At 67.3% G+C, this 22,531-nt stretch carries 19 protein-coding genes; 8 read left to right on the forward strand and 11 right to left on the reverse strand.

From position 1 onward, the window contains the following. The coding region (locus FL344_RS33835) for a hydroxymethylglutaryl-CoA reductase, degradative (protein WP_141621425.1) at positions 1–865 on the reverse strand (865 nt) is incomplete at its 3' end. 33 nt (positions 866–898) lie between these two features. Beyond that, positions 899–1,957 (reverse strand): type 2 isopentenyl-diphosphate Delta-isomerase, encoded by a 1,059-nt coding sequence (gene fni, locus FL344_RS33840; protein WP_141621426.1) that lies wholly within the window; start codon positions 1,955–1,957, stop codon positions 899–901. 862 nt (positions 1,958–2,819) lie between these two features. Here fni and FL344_RS33845 point away from each other — a divergent pair. Both FL344_RS33845 and FL344_RS33850 read left to right on the forward strand, forming a co-directional pair. Continuing rightward, on the forward strand, positions 2,820–5,459 hold the full coding sequence (locus FL344_RS33845; RefSeq protein ID WP_141621427.1) for a kelch repeat-containing protein: 2,640 nt from the start codon (positions 2,820–2,822) through the stop codon (positions 5,457–5,459). Between the two features lie 699 nt (positions 5,460–6,158). After that, complete coding sequence (locus tag FL344_RS33850; RefSeq protein ID WP_141621428.1) at positions 6,159–6,716, forward strand: dihydrofolate reductase family protein; 558 nt, start codon at positions 6,159–6,161, stop codon at positions 6,714–6,716. Between the two features lie 374 nt (positions 6,717–7,090). On the opposite strand, the gene FL344_RS33855 is transcribed toward FL344_RS33850, so the two are convergent. From FL344_RS33855 to FL344_RS33865, 3 genes are all read right to left on the reverse strand, one after another. Next, complete coding sequence (locus FL344_RS33855; protein WP_141621429.1) at positions 7,091–8,341, reverse strand: MFS transporter; 1,251 nt, start codon at positions 8,339–8,341, stop codon at positions 7,091–7,093. Beyond that, positions 8,331–8,522, reverse strand: coding sequence for a hypothetical protein (locus tag FL344_RS33860; RefSeq protein ID WP_141621430.1), 192 nt, complete (start codon positions 8,520–8,522; stop codon positions 8,331–8,333). Before FL344_RS33860 ends, FL344_RS33855 begins: the two co-directional genes overlap by 11 nt. A gap of 189 nt (positions 8,523–8,711) precedes the next feature. After that, complete coding sequence (locus FL344_RS33865) at positions 8,712–10,226, reverse strand: FAD-dependent oxidoreductase (RefSeq protein ID WP_141621431.1); 1,515 nt, start codon at positions 10,224–10,226, stop codon at positions 8,712–8,714. 44 nt (positions 10,227–10,270) lie between these two features. On the opposite strand from FL344_RS33865, the gene FL344_RS33870 reads away from it, so the two are divergent. The 4 genes from FL344_RS33870 to FL344_RS33885 all read left to right on the forward strand — a co-directional run bounded on the left by FL344_RS33870 (position 10,271) and on the right by FL344_RS33885 (position 14,057). Continuing rightward, positions 10,271–10,759 carry a MarR family winged helix-turn-helix transcriptional regulator gene (locus FL344_RS33870; protein WP_141621432.1) on the forward strand — a complete coding sequence of 163 codons (489 nt, stop codon included), beginning with the start codon at positions 10,271–10,273 and terminating at the stop codon, positions 10,757–10,759. 413 nt (positions 10,760–11,172) lie between these two features. After that, complete coding sequence (locus FL344_RS33875) at positions 11,173–11,319, forward strand: hypothetical protein (protein ID WP_194858359.1); 147 nt, start codon at positions 11,173–11,175, stop codon at positions 11,317–11,319. An 83-nt stretch (positions 11,320–11,402) separates the two neighbouring features. Next, the gene (locus tag FL344_RS33880; RefSeq protein WP_141621433.1) at positions 11,403–12,098 is read left to right on the forward strand and encodes a hypothetical protein; all 696 of its coding nucleotides are present in this window, start codon (positions 11,403–11,405) and stop codon (positions 12,096–12,098) included. Between the two features lie 573 nt (positions 12,099–12,671). Beyond that, on the forward strand, positions 12,672–14,057 hold the full coding sequence (locus tag FL344_RS33885; RefSeq protein WP_141621434.1) for a DUF2079 domain-containing protein: 1,386 nt from the start codon (positions 12,672–12,674) through the stop codon (positions 14,055–14,057). 378 nt (positions 14,058–14,435) lie between these two features. Here the strand turns inward: FL344_RS33885 and FL344_RS33890 are convergent, their stop codons facing one another. Next, entirely contained in the window at positions 14,436–15,323 is an 888-nt protein-coding gene (locus FL344_RS33890) for a hypothetical protein (RefSeq protein WP_194863357.1), read from the reverse strand. 357 nt (positions 15,324–15,680) lie between these two features. Continuing rightward, entirely contained in the window at positions 15,681–16,502 is an 822-nt protein-coding gene (locus FL344_RS33895; RefSeq protein WP_194863358.1) for a HEAT repeat domain-containing protein, read from the reverse strand. A 406-nt stretch (positions 16,503–16,908) separates the two neighbouring features. Here FL344_RS33895 and FL344_RS33900 point away from each other — a divergent pair, with 406 nt between their 5' ends. Then, on the forward strand, positions 16,909–18,162 hold the full coding sequence (locus FL344_RS33900) for a hypothetical protein (RefSeq protein ID WP_228565564.1): 1,254 nt from the start codon (positions 16,909–16,911) through the stop codon (positions 18,160–18,162). A gap of 18 nt (positions 18,163–18,180) precedes the next feature. Here the strand turns inward: FL344_RS33900 and FL344_RS39870 are convergent, their stop codons facing one another. The 4 genes from FL344_RS39870 to FL344_RS33915 all read right to left on the reverse strand — a co-directional run bounded on the left by FL344_RS39870 (position 18,181) and on the right by FL344_RS33915 (position 21,985). Continuing rightward, entirely contained in the window at positions 18,181–18,315 is a 135-nt protein-coding gene (locus tag FL344_RS39870; RefSeq protein WP_255508258.1) for a hypothetical protein, read from the reverse strand. 135 nt (positions 18,316–18,450) lie between these two features. Continuing rightward, the gene (locus FL344_RS33905) at positions 18,451–19,476 is read right to left on the reverse strand and encodes a zinc-dependent alcohol dehydrogenase family protein (RefSeq protein ID WP_141621437.1); all 1,026 of its coding nucleotides are present in this window, start codon (positions 19,474–19,476) and stop codon (positions 18,451–18,453) included. Positions 19,477–19,522: 46 nt separating this feature from the next. Beyond that, entirely contained in the window at positions 19,523–20,605 is a 1,083-nt protein-coding gene (locus tag FL344_RS33910) for an alpha/beta hydrolase (RefSeq protein WP_194863359.1), read from the reverse strand. A 111-nt stretch (positions 20,606–20,716) separates the two neighbouring features. Continuing rightward, entirely contained in the window at positions 20,717–21,985 is a 1,269-nt protein-coding gene (locus FL344_RS33915) for an MFS transporter (protein WP_141621439.1), read from the reverse strand. Positions 21,986–22,177: 192 nt separating this feature from the next. Between FL344_RS33915 and FL344_RS33920 the strand changes: the two genes are divergently transcribed. Beyond that, positions 22,178–22,531: LysR family transcriptional regulator (locus tag FL344_RS33920; RefSeq protein WP_141621440.1), on the forward strand; the 354-nt coding region annotated here is incomplete at its 3' end.

Below are 22,531 nucleotides of genomic sequence, written 5' to 3' on the forward strand. Positions count from 1 at the left end.
AGTCCTGCCCCGTGGCGATGGCCACCGCGTCAATGCCGTTCATCACGCCCTTGTTGTGCGTGGCCGCGCGGTACGGGTCCGCCTCCGCGAAGCGGCTGGCCTGGGCGATGCCCTCGGCAATCTCCTCAGCCGGCATCTCGAAGTCCGCCAGCAGCGGGATGGGGATGCGGCACATGGCGCGCGCCAGCCGGCGGTCCGCCAGGTTGGAGAGGATGCGCAGGTACACCTTGCCGCCCGTCACCTGCTCGATGAGCGGCGCCACGCCCTCCGCCATGGTGTTGATGAGGTTGGCCCCCATCGCCTCCTGGGCGTCGATGATGAGGTGGACGATGAGCAACGGCTCGCCACACGGCCCTTCCGGGGCCGGCAGCACGCGAACCTCGACGTCCTTCGCCCCGCCACCACGCGCCACCATGGCCGGGTGGAAGCTGTTGGCCAGCGCGAGGATCTGCTCCTTGTGCGCCAGGATGCGCTCGGTGGCCACCGTCGGGTCGCCGTAGCGCGACACCTGCACCTGGCCAATCATCAGCGACGGGTCCGCCTCTCCGATGAAGCCGCCCGCCTCCCGGACAATCTTCGCCGCGAAGGACACCGCCGCCACGACGGACGGCTCCTCCACCGCCATGGGCACCAGGTAGTCACGTCCGTTGACCTGGAGGTTGAGGCCCAGCCCCAGCGGGAGGGAGAAGGTCCCCACCGCGTTCTCAATCATCTGGTTCGCCAGGACGGGCTGGAGCACTTCCGAGCCCAGCAGTTGCCGCAGGTCCTCGGGCGTGAGCCGGAACATGCGGGAGAGGTGCGCGTGGCGCTCCTCCATCGGCAGCTTGTGGAACCCGGGAAGCCGGGACGTCACGGTGTCAGACATGTTGTTCCTTCCAGACTTCAGCGCGGCCACCCTCTACAGCGCCGCCAACCAATCCTTCAACTCGCCGGTGACGACCCGGGGGCGCTGTCTCAGTTCAGCGCAGCTTCTGCTTCCCGCCAGCACCAGCGCCTGCCGCAGGCTCGCCAGGATGACCTCCAGCGCCGCCTCTGCCGCCTCGAGCCCGCCCGCCTGCTGCGCGCGGAACAACGGCAGCGCCATGCCGGCCAGGTTCGCCCCCAGCGCCAGCACCTTGGCCGCGTCCAGCCCCGTGCGAAGGCCACCGCTCGCCACCAGGTGGACGTCCGGGCCCACGGCGCGCCGCACCGTGGCCAGGGCCGCCGCCGTGGGAATGCCCCACGCGCTGAACTCCGCCCCCAGCTGTGCCTGTACGCCTGACGCGCGAAGTTGTTCCACGCGCACCCAGGACGTCCCGCCCAGACCGGACACGTCGAGGTTCCGCACGCCCAGGTCCACCAACCGCCGCGCGACGTCCGGGCCGATGCCGCAGCCCGTCTCCTTCACCAGCAGCCGGTCGCCAAAGGCCTTCACCAGCAGCTCCACCACTCGGTAGCCGCCCTGGAAGTTCCGGTCGCCTTCGGGCTGCGTCAGCTCCTGGCCCGCGTTGAGGTGCAACGCCAGCCCGTCCGCGCCAATGCCGTCCACCAGCCGGCGCGTCCCATCCACGCCCAGCCCGATGGCCTGAAACATGCCGATGTTGCCCAGGAGCGCCACCGTGGGCGCCACCTGCCGCACCTGGAAGGACGCGGCCCGCGAGGCGTCCTCCGACATGGCGCGCTGGCTGCCCACACCGAAGGCCAGGCCGTGGCGCTCGGCGAGCAGCGCCAGGTCGCGATTCACCGCGCCCGCACGCTCCGTCCCACCCGTCATGCCGGTGACGAGCAGCGGGTAGCGCAGCCGCTTGCCCAGGAACGCCGTGGACAGGTCCACGTCCTCCACGGACATTTCCGGCATCGCGCAGTGGACCAGCTTGACGCACTCCAGCAGGGTGCTGTTACCGGTGGGTGCGACATCACCCGTGACGCACAGGTCGAGATGCGCATCCTTGCGTCTGGCTGTGATGTCGTCGCCCATCTCGTTGAAGTCCGGTCTGCCCTGGGTGGAAGGCGCGTAGGTGCCTGAGTGGCCAAAGTTTCCTGAGCAAGCACGGCGGCCAAGGTGCAAGCCAAAGGGCCCGGGCGGTCAGTCCCGGCGTGTGGTCAGCAAACCTGAGTCGAGCCCATGCAATGACGGCGCCATGATGCGCCAGGCCGAATCCAGCGTGATTCAGGAGGATGAAACAGCCAGGCTCCGCGTTTGACACGTCAGCCGCAGTTGCTGACGCGTCAACTGGCCTCATGACACACCCTGTGCCTACCCCAAATGCGGTCGCTGGGTCATGCGGACATCAACGCGAGTGAGCGCGGCGCGCACGAGACTGTCGAACTCCCTGGCCAGCAAGGCTGGGGGCCATTCCCCTGGAGTTGCCCCCGTCAAATCGGACAGCTCAGGGCTGGGAATGAGCAGTACGGAATTCGCGGGGTGACATCATCTTCAGTCCGCGCCGAGGACCTGGGCGGACTGGATGCGGCGCTATCGCTTGCTCACGTACGACCGGCTGGTCGGAGAGAACTTCAGCGCGGCGCGGCCCCGGCAGGCAGTGCCCACGTACAGCGCGCGGCCGTGCCCTGTCGAAATGGACACGGCGGGGGCGAAGCGGGAAGGTTCCCGGAGCGCGGGATGCCCGAAGGGGCGCCGACCCACGTTGGAGCGAGGCCTTGCGCGTCCCTCCCTGGGTCGGGCTTCGATGCAAGCCCATCAGCCTTGACGCTGCTCGTCCGGTCCGCCACCCTGCGTCGGCTTCAAATCCTCTCTTGAGTGGGCCTGGCAACGCGATTCGGCGTGCTTCGAGGTGGAAGGCCTGGCTGAGAGAGGTCCCTCGTGACCTGGAGCGTTCATGACCACCGCTCGTATCCTGGGCATTGGCTGTCTTTCCGCATTGCTGAGCCAAGGCTGTATGGAATCCCCCGCTGTCCATTCCCCCGACCGCACCGCGCCACAAAAGACAGACATCTCCGCCGCCTCACTGGACTCGGCCCCCGCCATCCTCACGACGGAGCTCACCCAGGCAACTGAAGGCGTGACGTACCGTCGTGCTCCCGGTGTCGCGGAGGCAATCCTCGCGGCGGGAGGCACCGCGCCGCTCCAGGTGAGCGCCACCGGACTCCCGTCTGGTCTCACGATCGACGAGGACACCGGCATCCTCTCTGGGATTCCCGCGCCCGGTATGGCGGGAAGCCACGCGGTGGACGTCGTCGTCATGGACGCGAACGGGCAGACAGCCCAGGCCACGCTGTCGCTGGAGGTGGTGGCTCCGCGGGCGCTCGGGTCCAATGGCACGGTGGGCGTGGAGCCGGAGGGCAGCCCCATCACGGACGCGCTGACCGTCTTCGTGATTGGAGAGGATGGGCGCGCACACGAGGGCGCGGGCGTACGGGTGCGAAAGAATGGCGTGGAGTACGTGCCCGCGCGTGAAGCGCTCACGGATGCAGAGGGGCGCGCCTACTTCACCGGCCTGGGGCTGGATGGCGTATCGGATACCGTGGACGTGACCGCCAACGGCGCGGGGCTCTCCAACGCCACGATGGCGCGGGTGAATGCCTCGCTGGTGACGCTGCTCGTCCCCGGCTACCCGGTGCCCCTGCCGCGCGGCAGCGCGAGCGCCACCTGGGATGCGCAGGCGGGAGGCTTCATCATGACAGGCGGACGGGGCTCGGGCACAAACCAGCCCACGGGGTGTCTCAATGACACGGTGGCGCTCACCTCCGTCGCGACCGGAACCTGGGAGGAGTGGGGCGTCCCGGGACTCTCGACGCCCGCGGCGCCTCCGGCGCGGGTCGGTGGCGCCTTCCAGTATCGGGAGAGCGGCATCAGCGTGCTCTTCGGTGGAGAGAGCTGCACGGGGTCGAAGCTGTCGGACACGTGGCAGTTCAACTCGGCCACTCGGACCTGGCAGCAAGTGGGGGCGCCGGGGCCCTCCGCGCGTTCGGGCGCAGCGGTGACGGCCTCCCCGGTCTCGGGCAGCATCTTGCTGTTCGGAGGTACCTCCGGGACGGGCTCGCAGGGAGGCCTGTTCGTCAACAACGAGCTTTGGAGCCATGCCCAGGGGTGGGCCAAGTTGTCTCCCACCGGGACGTTGCCGGCCGCACGTGCCTTCGCCGCCGCCGCGCTCGACACGAGCTCCGGGCTCATGTGGATCTGCGGCAGTGCGAGCGGCGCGCCCATCGGCGCCGACCTGGCGACGTGCTCCACGTACAACCGCTCGACCAATGCCTGGGCGAGCGCGCCCTCGCTGCCGGCGGTCCGTCGCGGTGGATTGATGGCTTATCGGCCCGGCGCGGGGATGTACCTCTTCGGAGGAACGTCCAACGGTGCCGCGCGCAACGATCTGCTCCGGTTCAGCGCGGGGGCGTGGACCACGATCACCGCGCAGGGCGCAGCGGGGAGTCCTCCGAGCAGTGGTGGGGTGAAGCTCGAGACGGACCCCACGACAGGCGACCTCGTCCTCCTCACGGGGACCGGGGCGGTGTGGACCTTTGACGGAACGGCGTGGCAGCGGGCCACTCCGTCGTCCGCGGCGGAGACCGTCACGCTGTCGGGGACGATTTCGGGCGGAGTGACGAGCGGCTTCAGTGGCGCCACCATCTGGGTGGTCGCGCCCACCGGCTTCAGCGCGACCACGTTCTACGTCGGTCTGACGGGTGGGGTCGCCAGCTACAAGCTCGCGGGGGTGCCGGCGGGCGTTCCGCTCTCCGTCTATGCCTACTACGAGTCGGGAGGCCTTTATTCTCACAAGGACGTGGGGGAGGTGGGGCCGCTGGTCGCGGACACGACGTTGGACATCGCGCTGGAACCAGGCCCCCTGGCGACCACGACGACGACAGGCACCCTCGTGCCTCCCGCGGATTGGCCCGCCTTCATCAATGCCCGCTATGCGCGAGGGGTTCGCCTCCAGTCAGGACTTCCCGCGCAGCCCAATGGCCCCCCAGAGAGCACGGGCGGCACGTCGAGGACGTTCTCCGCGACCTACATCCCTGCGTCCGCACCCGCCACTCAGGCCGTCTCGCTCGAGGCGACGGTCGTGGCGGCAGCGCTCTGCGAGACGTTGACGACCCGGGTCTACAATCCTCCCGCGGGTGCTGTCGGCGCGGTGGCGCTACCGGATGGCATCCGGGGCGTGGCGCCGGGGCTGAGTGAATGCGGCACCGGGACGGTGCCGACGGTCGCGGAGGGGGCGTATCAGCTCACCGCGCCCGCGGGCACGGAGTTGCTCTCCGTGCGTCGAGGCGCGCGAGGGATGTCGTGGGACTGGGTGTATCTCTCGCAGGCACAGGCGGGCGCGCAGGCCTTCGACTTCCCGCAGCCCAGCACGCTGGCTCCGAGCAGGCCCGCCCCCAGCGGTCAAGGCACGGCCTGGGAGGTGACCGCCAACGTCTTCGAGCCGGGCTCCGGCTTCCGCTACGAGCAGTTCGAGTCCGCGAATCTGCGGCCCACGAGCACCGCGCGCAGCCACCCGCGCGGCTTCGTGCGTCAGTAGCCGACGCGTCTATCATGCGGTTCATGGCCTACGAGGACTGGGGAACGAGACGCGGCGTCATCGCACAGCGTGGCAACGAGTGGGAACGCACCATCACCTCACGTTCGCTGTTCGCCAGCACGCCAGCGTGTTCGCGACTTCAATACCCGGCGCACCTGGGCCCGTAGCTGGTCAGGCGCCAGGTATTGCGTGAGACGCTCGTAGAGGAACGCGCGGGGCTTGTTACGCACGCCCCGCGCGGCTCCGGATTTCGCGCCGCGAACCTATGGGCTTCGACACGCACCGCACGTCCCCAACTGAGTGCGCGATACTCAATCCCCACCACTCTGGCACTCGAGTTTGCCCACAAGCTCGCGGCACTCGACGCGCTCAACCAGCAACTCGGACAGCCCGCTGCGTCCGCGCCGGCGGCTCCAACCGAGACGGGCGGGGCGCGCCCGCCTGGCGGCAAGCGCAAGCCGACTGGCCATCGCGACCTACGCGAGGCCGACCTCCCGGAGGAACGCATCGAGCTGAACGCCCCGCTGCTTGAGGGCTCCGCCCCGAGGATCGGCGCCGACGCTCGTGACCGCACCGCTGCCGCCGCAGCTCCTTCCGCGCGCGCTCGCGACACCTTCGCTCCTGGCGCACGTCCTCAGCGACAAGTTCTGCGACGGCCTGCCGTTCCATCGCCAGGAGTGTATGGCTTAGACTCGCCGCATGGGACTCTTGACCTTCAGCATCAACGTCACCTTGGACGGCTGCGTCGACCACCAGGAGGGAATCGCCGACGACGAGACACACGCCTTCTTCACCCGCCTCATGGACGAGTGCGGGGCGATGCTGTGGGGCCGCGTCACCTACGAGATGATGGAGAGCGACTGGCCAGCGGTCGCCCGCGGCGACGAGGAGGCGCCGCCGGCGATGCGCGAGTGGGCGGTCAAGCTGGAGGCCAAGCCGAAGTACGTCGTGTCGTCGACGCGAAAGGACTTCCCGTGGACCAACAGCCACCACATCGCCGGCGACCTGCGCACGGGCGTGCAGAAGCTCAAGGACGCGACCCCGGCCGGCGTGCTCCTCGGTAGCGGCAAGCTCGCGACCGAGCTGGACCGGCTGGATCTGATCGACGAGTACAAGTTCCTCGTCCACCCCAGGATCGTCGGCCACGGCCCGACCCTGTACCAGAGCGGGCTGCCCAGCACGCGACGTCTCGAGCTGGTCTCGGCGAAGCCGCTCCGCAGCGGCACGGTCGCCATGCACTACCGGCGCGCGCGCTGAGACGCCCGGCCCCGTCCGCCGGGAGCAGATCTTGACGAACGGCTCTCGGACTGCCTCGGCCGCGCTTCTCGACCGGCACAGCCCTTTGCTCTCGGCTCTCTGCTCATGCCGGCTCGGGTCATCTGGGTAGGGAAGACAGCGCCCCGGAGCCCCCCAAATCCTCGGCAGGGCGCGGGCGTTCGCCCACGTCGGTCTCCTCCCGCTTCAAGCGCCAGGGCCCCAGGAACGCGGAAGGCTGCCGCCTGGCGCTCCGCGGCAGCCGCTCCACTCGGGCTAATGAGTCGCCTGACAACCAGCCGAACATCTTGGGCGCATCGCCAAGCTGCCGCACCAGGTAGTGAATGTCGAAAGCAATAGGAACATCACCGCCTTTCCTACGGCGCTTCGGGCTTCGCTATCAACTCCGGATCGCTCTTCGGGAGTCGGGCAATGGTCACCGCAACTCCGGCAAGGGCGACAGCGATGGCGACGCCGATCCAGACGCCGTAAAGCGCATACCCCAGAATGAAGCCACCCAGAACGGGGGACAAGATGTCCGTTACCGCGATCAGTGCTTGTGCCGCTCCCATGACGACTCCTTGCCGCTCGGGAGGGACTTGGACGGAGAGCGCCGCAAGGTAGGTGGGCTTTGCAAGGGCGTCGCCGGTGCTGACGCAAAGCACTGCAAAAGCGAGAACGGGCAAGGTGTCGGCCAGGCCAGCGGTCAGGAATCCGGCGCAGACAAGGGCGAATATCAAGACGATCAAGTTCCGCTCGGTGAAATACTTTCCCAGCCAACCCAATAGGAAAAGTTGGACAAGGACATTGATCACACCATCGACCATCATGATGTAGCTCAGTTCCTTCGGTCCGAAAGCGTGGCCGTTCCAGATGAATGTATCCGCGAGAAATACGGGCATCTGCGAGGTGTACATGCCATAGGCGAAGAAATGGCACACCATCACGATGACAAGTATTCGGAGCACGGGGGCCCCCAGGATCGCGCGGAACGAACGCTTCTCTCCGTTGGTTTGGCCCTCAAGGCGAGGCGTCGCCCATCCGTCTTTCAGCCGGAAGAAAGTCACGACGACGGCAAGGAGCGTCAACACGAGGGCTGCGTAAATCGGCGCGGTCAATGAGGTGTCGGACAAAAGGCCAGAAAGGCCCGCGCCGACAATCCCTCCCAAACCTACCCCGCCTGTCAAAATGCCAATGGATTGCCGTCGATTCTTGGCGTCCGAATGATCCGCGACGTAGGCTGCGGCGGCCGAGAGGTTCCCCGCAGTCATTCCGAAAAGCGCTCGGGCAAGCAGTATGAAGAAGATGTTCGGCGCGCTTGCGAGCAACAGCAAGCTCACTGCTGCGGCGAACTGGCTCGCAAGAAGAATCCGTTTCCGGCCGAATCGGTCGGAAAGCTGGCCGAGGACTGGGGCGGAGGAGAACTGGCTGAAAGCCTCCGTCGCAACGACGATGCCCAGGACCAGCGGAGAACCCCCCATCTCCCGTATATAGAAGGGCAGCACCGGCATAACAGCAGCCATACCGGCGGCATACATGCTGACGATCACAAAGACCGGCAGGAGCAACCGCCAGTCAAGCGTCTTCGGCCTACCGGTCGCATCTTTCGGTAAGGAATCAGTTGTCATTTCCCATTCCTCCGGCATTCATGACAAAGACTGTGCGGCGGGTGCCGTCATCCTGCGGCCATGCTTTGTCGCAAGCGGCGAAAGGCACCCGCTTGAAGACCCTCTCCAGGCCGCTGCCCATCAGTTCGATCGCCGAGGCGCTCAGGACGGGGCTTGGCAGGGTGATGTCCTGCGCAGACACCGAGCCCACCTGGCCCCCCCAACGGGAACGACTCGTCCGCGCTGTCATGTGCGCCCGACGCACGGGCCTTGACGATATGGCTGATGGCGACGGTGCTTACCCGAATCAGCTTCTCGCCTTCGGATGCCACAGGGGAGCCAAGCACGCCCAGCGCAGGTACCAGTCCCGCAGCGGTAACGGTCGCGGCTTTCATTTCGATTCTTCTTCAAGACGAGCCACACCCATGCGGGCCAAATAGACCTCGAGCTCCGCGGTCTGGTCCGCGTTCAGGATTGCGCCGACATATCCGTCCGGACGAATCAGCACGCACTCGCCTGGTGCCAATGCGTAGGCGTCACGAATGTGCTCCCACGCGTCGACGACCTCGCTCTGCGCGCCGATGTGGTGGACATGCAGGCCCGGACGTGCCTCGATCAATGCACCGTCGGCCTCATGGACCAGCAGTGTCCAGTGCGGCCCCTGGAACAGTTGGAACAGCCTCGATGGCTGGCCTGCCGCGCCACGGATCGGAGCGTCCGGCGCGCGGTCTCCCGCACGCAGGCCGCCCTTGCGTTCGGGCAGTTCCTTGGCGAGCGGTGAGTCCGGATAACCGATATCGAGCTGACGCACCTCGCGTCCTCGCCGCATCCCGCCTTGTTTCTGGGCATCGAGCAACCGGGTCGAGAGGCCGAGCATGGCCTCGGCCACCGGGCGCCGTTCGACCTCATAGCTGTCGAGAAGGTCTTCCCGCGCCCCCCGTAGCGAGGCCGCGAGCTTCCAGCCCAGGTTGTAGGCATCCTGCACGCTGGTGTTCAGCCCCTGTCCGCCGGTCGGCGGATGCACGTGGGCGGCGTCACCCACGAGGAACACTCGGCCCACGCGGTAGCGCTCGGCCAGCCGCGCGTTCATCTGGTAATCCGAGGCCCAGGACACCGAGCGCACGATGATGTCTGCGCGCCCCGTGCGTCCGGCGATCAGGGCGGTCAGCCCGTCGGCCGAGAGGTCGGCCTGTGCATCCGGCGGGATCGGCGCCTGGAGCTGGAAGAGATCGGTTCCGGCCAGCGAGCAGATCGCGACCATCCGCTCCATGTCGCCGTCGTTGAATTGGTGCCACGCATCGGGGGCCAGCCCCGTCAGCACGACATCCGCCACCAGGGCGTGCACGCCCAGCGTCTTGCCGGGGAAGTCCACGCCGAGCGTTTTCCTCACGAAGCTGCGCCCGCCATCTGCGCCGACCAGATAGCGGGCGTGAAGGGTTTCCTCGCCGTTCGGTCCCGCAAAGCGCGCAATGACGCCACTGCCATCCTGCTCGAAGCCGAGCAACTCGCAGCCGAATTCCACCCGATGGCCCAGCTCGTTCAGCCGCTCGCGCATGATGCGTTCGGTCACGAACTGCGGGACCATCAAGGGCAAGTGGTAAGGCTCGGCAGGGGTCGGCTCGGCGTCCTCGGCCATGTCCGAATCGAGATAGCTGCCGTCATCGCGATAGGTACGCTGCCGCGGATAGAGTCCGCCGGCCGCCACCGCCCTGTCGAGGATGCCAAGGTCCTCGAAGATTTCCTGCGTTCGCGGCTGGATGCCCTTACCGCGCGAACCCGGGAACGGCCTGGACATCTTCTCGAGCAGCCGGAACGCGACGCCGCGGCGCGCCAGCTCGATGGCGAGGGTGAGGCCAGCCGCGCCGGCACCGCAGATCAGAACGTCGGTCGTCGAATGGTTTGCCATGCCAACTCCAATATGTGCAATATGCACCCAATAGGAGCCACGCTATGCCCATCAGAAAAAATGTGCAAGATGCACACATTTCCGAACAGATGAAGGTGCTACACGGGGCGCTGGTCAGCATCGTCAGTGCGCTGAATCGGCCGCGGAACGACGAGAAGATGATCGAGGAAGCCGGCATCCGGCTCGATCGGGCACTGTTCTCCGTGCTCGTGGGCATCGAGCGGCTGGGGCCCATTGGTGTGGTGGACCTAGCCGAGCGTGCGGGACGCGACTACACCACTGTCAGCCGGCAGGTGGCCAAGCTCGAAAGCCTCGGCTTGGTGAAGCGCCGCGAGAATCCCCTTGATCGCCGCGTGCGTGAGGCGGTCATATCGGTGAGGGGGAAGGCGATGACGGACCGCATCGACGCGGCGCGCGAGCGGATGGGCCACGCTATTTTCAAAGACTGGGACAAGGACGAAATAGAAGTCTTCGTGAGACTGATGCGGAAGTTTGCCGATGCCCTGGAAAAAGAGCCGCCGGCTGGTTCATAGGTGAGATCGTCAACCGCAAACCCGCGTCCCGGTTTCGGCCGAGGCGGGGGATTTCAAGGAGCGCCCGCGCATAGCGGCAGTCTAGCCACCACGCGCCAGCGCTGGTACGGCAATGTCATCCAATGACATTCAGCTTGTTAGACCAAGGAGCCGGATTCTCCGGGCCTGTCTGCCCATGCACGGGCTGGGGGCGCTCGCCGTCAGGCGCGGGGGCGATGGGCCTCGAAAATGCTGCTGGGAGGGCTGATGCGCGTCCTGCTTCAGGCGCTTCACATCCAACCTTCTGCCCTCTCCACCGGGGGGCCAAGCCCATAGGTTTCAACCTTGGGGCGAGGAACACCGTAAACGCCGCCTTCGCCCGGCTCACCCGCAAGCCCCTGCCCACCAATGTCCTCCAGGATGCCTTCTCCCGCATGGAGCCCAGCCTGGCCCCGGTGCCCTCCGCGCTCGCCACCGCCGCGGCCCACGCGAAGGCGCCGGGCTTCATCCCCGACGCCGGCCTCCAGGACCTGGTCGACCTGAGCGTCCTGGACGAGGTGCGCGGCGCGGCGAAGCAATAGGCGCGTGCTACCATTGGTGGATGACAAGCCACCTCGCCTGCATCGGACTCCGCCCCAAAGACAAGGCGGCCTTTGGGCACGTCATGGATTCCCTGCTGGAGCACACCACGACCGCGGGCACGACGCGCGACCACGAGTTGAAGGTGTGGTCCGACGATTCGGGTGCGAGCTACAGCTTCGTCTTCAACCACGCGGGCAAGGTGCAGTGCGCCACCCCGGGCTTCCGGGCGGAGTCGCGCCTGCGGGTCCGCGCCACCGGATTTGCCGCCGACAAGAGCTGCCGCTTCTGCGACTCGCTGGCGGCCGAGTTGGTGGACCTCGAAGGCGACGCCCTCTACCCATTCGCCACGCAGCTCGATGACCTCGTGCTGGTGCGCGAGCGCATCCAGACCGACATCATGCTGGAGCTGGCCCAGTGCGCCTTCGCCGAGTCGCTGCAGGCTTGGCCGGACAAGGCGGCCTACGAGGCCTCGCGCAAGCCGGGGAAGGCGCTGCTGGGCTCGCAGTTCTTCATCCCCGACCCTGCCTCGCTCATGTCGAAGGGCAGCCCTCCTCGGCCCGTCGAGCCCCGAGCCCACTTCACCGGGCACGTCGAGGCCGCGGACGTGCGCACCAACGGCGTCACCGGCCACCCGTTCCAGCACGCCCTCGTGCGGACCTATGGAGGCACTTATGACGTCCTCGCGGCGGCCGACGAGGCGACACCCCGGCTGCGGCCCGGCAACATCGTGAGGGGGACCTTTTGGCTGGTGGCGCGCGTAACGGCGGGGCTGGGCTGACCCCGGCCGCGAGAGTGGCCATGACCTTGCGCAGGAAGGGCACCAGTCCCTTGTCGATGGGAAGCAGGTCCCGCATGGCAGCCCCTGGTCATGTCGCTCGCGTGAAACCGAACCGCCACGAGGGTGCCCGCAGTGAGGTCCACGTCCGACTTGGGGAGCTGTGCCTACCCGAAATTCAGTGGCTGCGCGAAGTTCGCGGTGAGCGTCAAGGTAGTTGTCGCGTGAGAGGGTTCAGCCGATGCGCGTCATCTCCTGCTCAGTCGGCGTTCATTTCACCCAACTTCAATTTTTGGGCCCCACGACTGTCACTGCACGCACCGCGTAGTCGCCAAACGCCCAGTCCGGGTTCTGCTGTTGCTCAACAACGTCCCGCGCAGTTTGACAAGGACGCATGGCTCTGTTCCGGCGGCCCCCTTCGTCCAAAGCCGTGACACGGCCTGTAGGACCTGACACCGTAGGAGAGCGATAATCGGCACGAGCCCACGACCGTTGCCAGCATCGCCTCGACTTGGCGCCATGGTTCCTTCCATTAGTGATTCGAGCCCCGAACGCATGCGGCACGGGTTGGGGGCCATGGCCCTGCTTCTCGTGGTCCTCATCTGGGGGGTGTTCGTCGTAGTCCCTGTCTGGCTTCAGGCCGCGCAGGCATGCTTCCCGAACTTCGACCTGGGTATCTATTCCCAGGCAGTGGCGCGCTTGTCGTTGGCGGAGCCCAACCCGTGGATCAGCGCGCGGCAGGTCTTCATCTTCAACGACCACTTCGACCCCATCCTCTGGGTGGCACATCCTCTGGCGCGGATAATCCCACCCATGTGGGCCGCGTTGGTCGTCGAGGCACTCTTCGTGCTGCTCACCGTGGCCCCCCTGCTTTGGCTCCACTTGAAGGGGTTGCTGAGCCGCAATGCCTTGGTTCTGCTCGCGGCACTCCTGCTGCTGAGTCCCAGCATGGTGGAGGCCATGAAGTTCCCCGTCCACCCGACGACGTGGTCCGTGCTGCCCTGGGTGCTGACGGGATTGGCCTTCCATCTGCGCCGCCAAGGATTGCTCCTGGCGTCGCTGGTCCTCCTGTTTGCCTGCAAGGAGGAGTTCGCTTTCGGAGGCGTCATGCTGACCCTCGCGCTGTTCCTGCGTGGGGAGCGACGCCTGGCGACATTCGTGGGGGCGCTGTCGCTCGCCTGGCTCACATGGGTCTATGGGCTGCGCCCTTGGCTCCTGGGCCCCACCGTGGACTACACCTCCCGCCTCCGACAGGGGATGGAGGGAGGCTGGTTCCACTATCTCTCGCTCCGTCTGGCTCCGCCTCATGTGTCGCGCATCGGCACCCTGACGCTGCTGTTCGTCCCACTGGGGGTCTGGGCATGGCGTGAACGGCTGCGGCCCGACTGGACCTGGCTGCTGGTCCTGCTCCCGATGCTGGGCATCCGCTTCCTCGCCATGGCCTGGCGGTTTCACTATGGCGTATCGGTTGTCGCCGCGGCGCTCATGGGCTTCCTGCCTGTCCTCCGCACCCGGAGCCCGCCCTGGTGGGTCATCGCCTCCACCAGCGTGGTGCTCCTCGCCAGCAACGAGCCGAACCTGCGGAAGCTCACGAGCACGCTTGTCTCTCCCCAGACCTCCCCGCGTCATTGTCCCAGGACACCGGAGCGACTGGCGAGCCTCTCTCGGGGCGTGGACATGCTCACCCAGCACAGTGAGGGCTCGGCGCTGCTGAGCAGCAACCTTGTCGCCTTGCTGGCGGACCGCAGCGAAATCTACGCCGTGGGTGGCCCACAGCCGGACGAGGGGCGCGTCCATGAGTGGGTGCTCGTCGAGAAGCCTCCGCATGGTGACGTCTGGCCCCTCACCTCCACGCGAGTACGGGAACTCATCGACGTCTGGCGCACAGATGCAAGCACGCAAGTCATTATCGATGATGAGAACGTTTTCATGGCGCGAGGGCGCTTTACTGCGCACCGCTGACCCTACAAATTATTGAGCGTCGTTCCACTGACCGCAGGGGCATACCCTGCGCTGCAAAGGCTCCAGTCCTCTGACCGGGAGAAGATTGGTGAGTTGTAGCCGAACTTCGCCCGGGCCTTTGGGACAGTGAACCGCCAGCGGATTCGCAGCCTCTGTCGGTTGGCCCACCGCTCCCATGCGCCCGTTTCCTGGTCGAGCTTGTCAAGGGTGCGGCCATCCCCCTCGCAGAACGTCCATCGGGCGCTTCCCGAGGACGGCGTCGCGACCGGCTTGGACGGGCCCGTCATGGATCACCGGAGGGCTCCACCCAAGGCGGTCGTCTCGAAGGCGGCCCGTCCTCGAGGGGCCTCTGCGTGGTGAGCGGCGCCTTCCTCCAGTTCACTGCCGGGGGGAGCACTCGCTCGCGGGCTGCTCGGCGACGTATCGCTGCTTGACCCAACCCTCCCGTCCATTGAACTTCACCCGGACCCACCCCTTCAGCTCCTGAGCCCTGGAGGGAGGAGTGAAAACCAATGGAACACAGGTCGCCGTCGCTGGCAGCTTGTCGAGCTTCGCTCCCAGAGCACTTGACTGAGGCCTCTCGCGCAGCCAGAGCACATCGTCTGCAGCCACATCGACAACCTTGAGGAAGTGCCTGAATCGAGCCTCATCGACCAAGGGTGCTCGCTTTCGACCTTCCGCGTCGAGCAGGTAGCTCCAGCCACTGTGAGTGCCTGCCACGCCCACGACCCCCGTCTCCCGGAATGGCTTGCCCACCTTCAGGAGCTCCGACCTCACGGACTGAAGCGCCTTCACGTGCGGAAGGCTGATGTCACATCCGTACCAGAGTGAGAACACCACCTCCTCCGTCCAGGACACATCCAGGAAACACCAGCTGATCGCCCCCTCGGATAGAGAGGCATTTTCACCGCCGTACCGCTCGAGGGCCGTGTCCTTGGCGAACTGGCCTCGTTCCGTCGAAGTGAACCTCCGCACCTCGAGGTTCGCGCTGACGCGCTGCCCGCCATCCGCACGGAGGTTCTGCAACGTCCACCGCCCGACCGGCGTGGTCGCGTCGCAGAGGAAGTCCCGGTTCCAAGCTCCCGGCTCTCGCGGGGTCGCACTGCAGAGGGTACCTCCCATCCTCTCGGTCGACGACCGGCTCGCGTCCACACGCCTGGCCCCGGCTGGGGCAAGAACCGCGTCGATTGCGGCAAGGGTGGTCGCGACTTCGTCCGGAGTCTCGGCGTGCGCGCCCCCCGCCACGAGCTGACTCACGAGCATCACGAAGCCAAGGAGACCCACCCGACGGAACGCCCTCGGCCCACGACTCCGCATCATCACGACCTCCCCTTTTCACCCAGGTACGCCCTGACACCGCAAAGCCCACTCGGGAGAATCAAGCACGGGTGTGCCTACCCCAAATTCGGTCGCTGCGTCATGGATGCGCCAAGCTCACCATGGGCAGCGCGCCAAGACGAGTGAGCGAGGCGCGCGCGGCGGGCGCCGGGCATCAATGCCAACGCGGGGGCATATTCGGCGACAAGTGCTGCGCAGAGTCACCAGAGCACGGCGGCGTGGAGGACTCCAACCTCAGGCCATACATGTGAGGCATGTCGGCCTCCGCAGAGCGACCGAAAGGTCTCAGGTCAACTTCTGCTCGAACTGGGAGATGACATCACCCAGGACGCTCAGGAAGTAGCTATCCGCAGAGCGTCCCTCATCGCGAATGGCGAGGAGAAGCGGATAGAAGCTCGGGTCGCCCAGAGACGCAGCGGCCTCGAGCGCGTACACAGTCACCGGATTGCCACAAAGCGCAGCGTGCACGGCTCCGACAGCGCGAGGGTCCTTGCGGGCCGCCAGGCCCACCAGTGCCTCCCCGAAAATCTCCGGGTCCTCATCGCCGAGGCGCACCGCAAGCGCATCACGCAGCCGCGGTGTGTCGATCTCCTCCTGGAGCGTCCCCAGACCAAAGGTCGCCCAATCCCGAACATCGCGGTCCTCGTCAGCCGAAAGCTGGATGAGCGCCTCAACCGCTTCCGGCGCATCCAAGACCGCCAGTCCGTGCACCGCGCCATATCGCGCCTCGGCAGCGGGATGATTCGCCAGACCGATGAGTTCGGTCAGCGCGCGGGGCTCCACCATGTGCCCCAGTGCAACGCCTGCTGAGAGCAGGACCAGGGGCTCCCTCTCCCGCCGAAGCAGGTCCAATAGCGCTTCGCCACGCTCCCCTGAGAAAACGGGGTTCCCGGCGCCAAGCTGGCCAAGAATATCCGCGCCGCGCCCCCGCGCCTTCGCGGAGGAGGTGCCGAGAAGTTGGATGGCGGCGTCCAACACGTCACGCGTCCCCCGACAATGCAGTGTTCGGATGGCATCCCAAGCGCGCTCATCATCTTCGTCCCCTTCGAGGGCAACCTGGATGAGTTCTTCGGTGCTTCCCTCGTCTCCATGTTCTGGACGACTCATGATCTCCCTGTGTACTCCGAGACCGCTGAACACGCACGCCAGCGCCGCATCACCCGCGGCTGGGCTACCACACGCGCTCGTCCAATTGGCTCTTTGGGTCATGAGCGCGTCAAGGCCACCATCGCCAGTGCGTCATCGCGAGCGAGGCGCGCACGTAGGAGAACACCTCGTCTCCCAGCCGAGCGGCGCGGCCTTCCCAGGAGCCGCGACTGCGTGGCGCAAGTCCGCGCGGTGCTGGGGCAGATGCTCCTCGTGGGTTGCAGTAGAGGCCAGGTCCTATACTGTCGACCCAACAATGGAGGGCGGCTTGAGACTCGTTCGACGGGTGAGACTCGCGCGGCTGGCTGTGGCGGCGACTATCATCTCAAGCTTCGGTTCGGCCGCGGCCGAGCCCGAGGTGAAAACAGTGCCCGAGGTTCTGGAGGTGGGGGCACTCACCTCGGCCTTCGCGGAATTCCAACGGACGTGTGACGCCGAGGGACGGCGACTGTGGGGCCAGTCGCTGTGTGCCCCGCTCCTCGTCGTCCATCCCGTCACGCGCGTCTTCGTCGCGAGCACCTGGCCGAAGGGAGCGGGGACAGGGCCCTGGGTGGGAGTGCTCCCCTCGGAGCTCACCATCGCCAACACGGCCCTGACTTGGGCGGGAACCACCTGGGTCCAGCTCCAAGCTCCGTTGCCCGACGCCCCCGCGCGTCGCCGTGCCCTGCTTGCCCACGAGGCTTTTCATCGGCTCCGCACCACCTTGGGCCACCCTGGGCGGGAGAAGGACAATGCCCACCTCGATGGCCTCGAGGGCCGCACGCTGCTGCAACTCGAGTGGCGTGCCCTCGAGGCCGCCCTGCGCGCGACGACACCCTCGGTCCGCAGCCGCGCCGTCGAGGACGCACTGGTGTTCCGTCGCGAGCGCCGAGCGCTCTTCCCTGAATCAGCGGTTGCGGAAAGGCTCCTCGAGGAGCACGAAGGCCTCGCCGAATACACGGGCGTGGCGCTGGCGGTGGCCGACGCACGTGGCAGGCGAGCCCTAGCGCTGGAGAACCTCGCCAATGCCGTCAAGCGAAGCTCCTTCGTGCGCTCCTTCGCCTATGCATCAGGCCCCGCCTACGGCCTCCTGCTGGACGAGGCGGGCCCCCGCGCCCAGGGGTGGCGTGCCCGAGCGCTCGCCGGAGCGGACCTGGGAACGCTGCTCCAGGACGCACTGCGGCTGGGCACGCCCGAGCCCTCACCCGAGCGCGAAGCACGCTACGGAGGCGCCGCTTTGCGAGATACCGAACGCGAGCGGGCTCGCCTCGCCCAAGCCCGGGCCGAGGCGCTGCGCAAGAAGTTGGTGGAGGGCCCAGTGCTACACCTTCCCCTGGTTCGCATGCGCATCCAATTCAACCCCGGTGAGCTCATCCCGCTCGCCGAGCACGGCACGGTGTATCCCGGCGCTCGCATCGTCGATGCATGGGGCTCGCTCACTGCGACCTCCGACGTGCTCCTCTCCTCGGACTGGAAGACGGCCACGGTGAACGCCCCCCGCTCGGAGCCCCGAGATGCTCGCTGGGAAGGCGAGGGCTGGGTGTTGGAGTTGGCCCCCGGCTGGCGCGCCAACGCGGGGCCCCGACCAGGAGACCTGGTTCTCCAAGCCCCCGAGGCTCGCTCACCGACACCTCAACCCTGAGAGGGTGTTGTCGAACCCTCATGCAGGAGCGAGCCGGCGCAGCAGGAGCGCCGTCATGGCCAGCCCGATGAAGGCCTCGCTGGAGGCGGGCTTCTGCTCGTAGTCTTTGCCGAGGCGGCGAAAGAGGTTCACCCAGCAGCGCTCCACCACCATGAATCCGCGAGGAAGCGGTGGCCGCTCAATCTCGGGAGGCAGGCCGTACCAACGCTGCCGCCCCTCGTTGGGGCGACGGGTAGCGCTTCCCCATGTTCTCCCGGTGCTCACCGCGCCGAGCTTCGACAACACCCTCTAAAGGGTGAGCAGCACCTTGATGGCGCGGCGCTCGTGCATCGCCTTGTAGCCCTCGCTCGCTTCCGCGAGCGGTAAGGTGAGGTCGAAGACCTTGCCAGGGTTGATCTTCCGGTCCCAGATGAGCTGGATGAGTTCGGGCAGGAACCGGCGCACCGGGGCAGGGCCTCCGTGCAGGTGCACCTCGGAAAAGAACAACTCGTCCGCCGGGAGGGAGACGCCCTCGTGGGAGACGCCGACGTAGCCGATGTGCCCGCCGGGGCGGGTGGCGCGAATGGCCTGCATCATCGACTCCTGGGTGCCGACCGCTTCAATCACGCTGTGCGCGCCGAGCCCATTCGTCATCTGCTTGATTCTCGCCACGCCCTCGTCGCCCCGCTCCTCGACGATGTCGGTGGCTCCGAACTCGCGGGCCAGCGCCTGCCGCTTGGCGTGACGGGACATGGCGATGATGCGCTCGGCTCCCAGTTGCTTGGCGGCCAGGACGCCCATCAGCCCGACCGCGCCGTCACCGACCACCGCCACCGTCTTGCCCGGGCCAGCCTCGGCGGCGACAGCGGCGAACCAGCCCGTGCCGAGCACGTCGGAGGCGGCGAGCAACGACGGAATCAGCTCCGGCGGGGGCTGCGCGGGCGTGGCCACGAGCGTCCCGTCCGCGAGGGGGATGCGGGCCCGCTCGGCCTGGGTGCCAATCGTCTGCGACACGAACTCGCCGCGCACGCACCGCGACGGGTACCCGGACTGGCAAATCTCGCACGTGTTGTCCGAAATCACGAACGAGCCGACGACGAAGTCACCGACCTTCAGCGTCTTCACCTCGTCGCCAATCTCCTCGACGACGCCGACGTACTCATGGCCCATGGGCGTGCGGTCGACGCGCTCGACGCCGCGGTAGGGCCACAAGTCGGACCCGCATATGCAGGTCGCCGAGAGCCGGATGATGGCGTCGGTCGGCTCGAGAATCTTCGGGTCCTCGCGCTCCTCGACGCGAACGTCGCCGGGCTTTTCCATCACCACTCCACGCATGGTCGTCTCCTCCTTGTCTCGTGTGCACTGCCTGGCGACCTGCGGCTCACCCCAGGTTCGTCCGGAAGAACGTGGTCAACCTGTCGAAGGGAATGAGTTGGACGCGGTCGTAGAGGTCCACGTGGCCCGCGCCGGGCACGATGACCAGCGCCTTGGGCTCACCGGCGAGCCGGTAGGCCTCGTCGCTGAACTCCCGGGAGTGGGCGTTCTCACCCGCGATGAAGAGCATCGGCCGGGGGGAAATCGTCTCGATGTCCGTGAACGGGTAGAAGTTCATGAACTTCGTGTTGGTGCTCAGCCTCGGATGCGTCGTGGTGTTCGGACGATGCCCCCGCGCGGTGCGGTAGAAGTCGTAGAACTCGCGGTCAATCGCGGTGGACGTGTCGCTCAGCACCTCGGGTGTCCCGCTGGTGTACCGGGCCTCGCCGCCCGTGAACTCCACGTCGCGCTGCAGCGCCGCCTCCTCGATGAGCTTCTTGCGCTGCTCGAGGGACACCGAATGATTGAGCCCGTTCCGGTTGGCGGCCCCCATGTCGTACATGCTGACCGTCGCGATGGCCTTGATGCGTGGATCAATCTTCGCCGCGCTGATGACGAAGCTCCCGCTGCCGCAGATACCGATGGCGCCAATGCGCTCCTTGTCGACGAACGGCTGGGCGCGCAGGAAGTCCACCGCGGCGCTGAAGTCCTCGGCATAGATGTCCGGCGCCACGGCGTTGCGGGGCTGGCCGGCACTCTCGCCCCAGAAGGACAGGTCCAGGGAGAGGGTGACGAAGCCCTGCTCCGCCATCTTCGTGGCGTACAGGTTCGCGCTCTGCTCCTTGACCGCCCCCATGGGATGACCGACGACGACCGCCGGATGCCTCTCGCTTCGGTTCATGTCCTTGGGAACGAACAGAGTCCCCACGGTATCCATCGCGTATTGGTTCCTGAAGACGACCCGCTGAACGGTGACGCTGTCGCTCGTGTAGAAGTTGTCCGCCCCCTGGGACGTGTCCCCGGCTTCGAGGCCCGGCGTCGGACGCGCCACCGAGGCCGCGGGCGCCGCGCAGGCCAGCAACGCGGAGGAGGCGCCGAGAAGGAGTGCACCGCGCCAGGTGCGGCGGTGTGTCGTGAGGAATCGTTTCATCGTCTTCATCTCTTCGTCCTCGTGGGTGGAAGGTGAGATTCGACAGCGCCCATGTCCAAGGGATACCGCCCGGCTCGGGTGGGAACCACGCGTCGGACGTGAATGGGCCGTTCAGCGCTCGTTGACGGTGGGCCTTCGCGCCTCCGTCCAGGCGAGGTTCTCCGGTGCCGCCGTAGGGGCCTCGGCCGCTCCCGCGCGGACGTCCCTCGACGCCCGGACCGCGACGAGGGCCGCGGCCCCGAGCAGCGCTGCGCTCGCCGCGAAGGTGCCCTGGTAGCCCCCCCGGTCGAACAGCAGCCCTCCGAGCGAGGCCCCCACCGTGATGGCGAGCTGGATGGCCGCGACCATGAGGCCGCCGCCCGCCTCCGCGTCGCGAGGCAGCGCGCGGCTGAGCCACGTCCACCAGGCGACAGGCGCCGCCGTGCCGATGAGCCCCCACCCCATGAGGAGGACGGCCGTTGGCGCCAGGGAGCGGCCGACGACGGCGAGCGCGACCGCGATGACGGCCATCACCACCGGCGCGGCGATGAGCACGGTGGACAGTCGCCGGGCCAGGAGGAACCCGATGAGGTACGTGCCCAGAAGCCCCGCGAGTCCCATCCCCAGGAGGACCAGCGAGAGCGGAGACACGCCCACCCGGGTGACGGTCTCCAGGAAGGGACGCAGGTATGTGAAGAGGGCGAACTGCCCCATGAAGAAGAGCGTGACCGCCAGGAGACCCCACCGCGCCTCGGGGCGTCGGAGGACGGCGAGCGCGCTCGGAGGCGGAGCGGCCCGCTGCGTGGGCATCGGGGGCAAGGTGAAGAACTGCCACGCGAAGGTGATGGCGGCCAGGGGGACAACGGCGAAGAACGCTCCCCGCCACCCGATGTACTGCCCCAGGAAGCTGCCGAGCGGCGCCGCGATGGTGGTGGCCAGCGCGTTGCCTCCATTCAGGAGCGAGAGCGCCCGAGGCACGTCCTTCTCGGGGACCAGCCTCATGACGGTGGCCGCGGACAACGACCAGAAGCCGCCGATGACGACGCCGATGAACGCGCGGCCCACCATGAGCACGGTGAAGCTCGGCGCCAGGGCGGTCACGACGCCCGACACCAGCATCACGCTGGTGAGGCCGAGCAGCAGCTTCCGGCGGTCCACGCTCCTCGCCACGGACGCGATGAAGAGGCTCGTCAGCACGGCGAAGAGGCCGGACACGGCGATGGCCTGGCCAGCACGGCCTTCCGTCAGGTGAAGGTCCGACGCGATGGGCGTCAGCAGGCTCACCGGCATGAACTCGGACGCGATGAGCGTCGAGACGCACAGGGTGAGCGCGAACACGGCGCTCCAGGACGTGGAGCGGGGGGCCGGCGCGAGGGGTGCGCCAGCAGGTGCGATGGACATGATTCTCTCTCTCGAGTCTTCGGGCGCGCACACGAGGGCCGCGCAGTCCCTGGAAGGACTATGCGGCGCCCCCCGTGGGGACCAGCCGAAGGGGCGCGAACGGGCCGTTAAGCAGGGGTTGACGGCGGCCCGGCGCCCTGGCGAAAGGGGCCTTCAGGGAACTCCCCTCAGCGCCTCCAAGGAGCCACTGCAATGAAGACGGCCCTCTTCCAGCAGCTCCACGTCTTCCTGGCCGTCGCGCGGCTGCAAAGCTTCCGAGGCGCGGCGCGCGAGCTCGGCGTCTCCACAGCCGCCGTGAGCCAGTCAGTGCGGCACCTGGAGGAGCATCTGCATGTAGTCCTGCTCAACCGCACCTCGCGCAGCGTGGCCCTGACGGACGCGGGGCGGCGCCTGGTGGAGGAGGCCGGCCCGGGCCTGGCCCAGGCCGGCCTCCTCCACGGGGCTTCCGCCCAACCTGGAGAGGCCGTCGGAAGGCTGAAGCTGTCCGTGCCCCGTGCGGCAGTGCCCCTCCTCATCACCCCCGTGCTCCCCACCTGTCCCTTATAC

It is taken from the genome of Myxococcus sp. AB036A (genome assembly GCF_006547355.1).
Taxonomy (GTDB): domain Bacteria; phylum Myxococcota; class Myxococcia; order Myxococcales; family Myxococcaceae; genus Myxococcus; species Myxococcus virescens.